The sequence below is a fragment of the Pseudomonadota bacterium genome (genome assembly GCA_010028905.1).
In the GTDB taxonomy this organism is placed as follows: domain Bacteria; phylum Vulcanimicrobiota; class Xenobia; order RGZZ01; family RGZZ01; genus RGZZ01.
In genome coordinates, this window is the sequence record RGZZ01000653.1 from 1 (window position 1) to 2,280 (window position 2,280).

At 67.1% G+C, this 2,280-nt stretch carries 2 protein-coding genes; both read right to left on the bottom strand.

From position 1 onward, the window contains the following. Positions 1-1,423 (bottom strand): peptide chain release factor 3 (locus EB084_23985; GenBank protein NDD31323.1); only part of this gene is annotated, 1,423 nt, incomplete at its 3' end. A 62-nt stretch (positions 1,424-1,485) separates the two neighbouring features. Beyond that, on the bottom strand, positions 1,486-2,280 hold a 795-nt coding region (locus tag EB084_23990; GenBank protein NDD31324.1), incomplete at its 5' end, for a hypothetical protein.

Sequence of the window (2,280 nt, forward strand, 5' to 3'; positions counted from 1 at the left end):
CCATGACCCAGCGGGCGCCGGTGAACGGCATGCGCTCGAGCCGCGTGGCCACGCGGTATTCGCTCTCGAGGCGGTACTGCACCACCTCGAACTGCAGGGGGCCCTGCGCAGCGAGCACCGGCTCTCTGATGTCGCCGGTGCGTCGGTAGAGCACCTGCACGGCGCCCTCTTCCATGAGCTGCGACACGCCCTTCAAGAACGGGTCGCGCTGCGAAGGGTTCTCGACGCGCAGCGAGGCGAAGAACTCGGGGGCGAACCGGGGGATGGGCTCGAACTCGACCGCGTCGCCTGCGTGCAGCGTGTCGCCCAGCGCGAAGCTGCCCGGACTGATGATGCCGATGATGTCGCCAGGCCAGCCCTCTTCAGCCGCCACGCGCTCCTGCCCGAACAGGCGGTGGGCCTGCGAGAGCCGCAGCGCCTTCCCCAGGCGCGAGTGCTGGGCCGTCATGCCGCGTTCGAACTTGCCCGAGCAGATGCGCAGGAAGGCGATGCGGTCGCGGTGGGCGGGGTCCATGTTGGCCTGTATCTTGAAGATGAAGCCGCTGAAGGGCGATTCGACCGCGTGCATGCGCCCGTCGACGGTGAGGCGGGCCGATGGCGCCGGCGCCAGCTCGACGAAGCGATCGAGAAACGCCTCGATGCCGAAGTTGGTGACGGCGCTGCCGAAGAACGCGGGCGTGAGCCGGCCTTCGTGGAACTTCTCCTCGTCGAACGAGGTGCCCACGGCCTCGAGCAGCTCGATATCGTCGATGAGCTTGCGATGCACGTCAGGGCCGGCCAGCTCGGCGTAGTACGGATCGTCGGCCTTGCCCACGTGAACGGGCGCCTTCTTCTTGCCGTGCTCGGTGCGCTCGTACACGTGCAGCACGCCGTCCTTGCGGTCGTAGACGCCGCGGAAGTCGGTGCCGCTGCCCAGGGGCCAGTTCATCGGGAAGACCTGGATGCCCAGCGTGCGCTCGACCTCGTCGATGAGGTCGAGGGGGTCTTGCGCCGGGCGGTCCATCTTGTTGAAGAAGGTGAAGATGGGAATGCCGCGGTTGCGGCACACCTCGAACAGCTTGAGGGTCTGGGGCTCCACGCCTTTTGCGCTGTCGATGAGCATCACCGCCGCGTCGGCGGCCACCAGCGTGCGGAAGGTGTCTTCCTGGAAGTCGTGGTGGCCCGGCGTGTCGAGCAGGTTGATCTGGTAGCCCTTGTAGGGGAACTCGAGGGCGGTTGAGGTGATCGAGATGCCGCGCTTCTTCTCGAGGTCCATCCAGTCAGATGCCGTCGACTGCATGTTCTTGCGCGCGCGCACCGACCCGGCGAGGTGGATGGCGCCGCCGTAGAGCAGCAGCTTCTCTGTGAGGGTGGTCTTTCCAGCGTCTGGGTGCGAGATGATGGCGAATGTGCGTCGGCGGGCGATCTCTTCGGTGAGGGTCATGATCTTGGTGTCTCCGTGCTGATGGTGGTGGGGTCAGAAAGGCTACGGTTGCCTCCAGCGGCTCACCCGTCGGCCAGCACACGCGAGAAGCAGCGCAAGGCCTGGGCCAGGTGCTTGAACGCGGTGGGCCAGTCGTGGTGGCCGTCTTCGATGACGATGGGGTCGGCGTGGTTGCGCACCCCTCGCATCTGCAGCAGCCGTGTGACGTGCATGGTGCGGTAGAAGTTCGAGTCGCTGGGCTCGGCTTGCTGCGGTCCGCACTGCAGGTGGAACGTCATCGACCGCAGCAGGCTGTCCGGGCTGCGGGCGAGCAGGGCGGTGGGGCTGTTGGCGAACACGTGCTCGGGCTGGCGTGGGCGTCCGAAGACCGGGTCGAACATGCCGGTGTTGAGCAGGTAGTCGCCTTCCTCTTCACCGCCAGGCCGGTTGTGCAGATAGAGGAACGACCCGTCGTACGCGCCCGCGCATCTGAAGAGATGGGCCTGCGAGATGGCGAGCTTGAGCGACATGAAGCCGCCCAGCGAGAAGCCGTCGGTGGCGCGCCCGTCGCGATGGGCGATGGTGCGGAAGGTTCGATCGACGAAGGGGATGATCTCCTCGACCAGATGGGTGCCGAAGCGCCCCGTGCCCACGCCGCGCGTGAGCCGTCCGCTCACGCGCTCCGGCGCCGCCCAGTCGGTGGCGAGCCCCGTGAGATGGCCGTTGTCGTTGGCCATGCAGGGAGTGACCAGGATGACGGGGCGCACGGCTTTCGTGCGCACCAGCGCTTCCATCACCCGCCACAGATCGAGCATGGGCAGGCGCGGCGCCTCGGGCAGCAGCTCATAGCCACCGGGAATGGTGTAGCGACGCTGCCA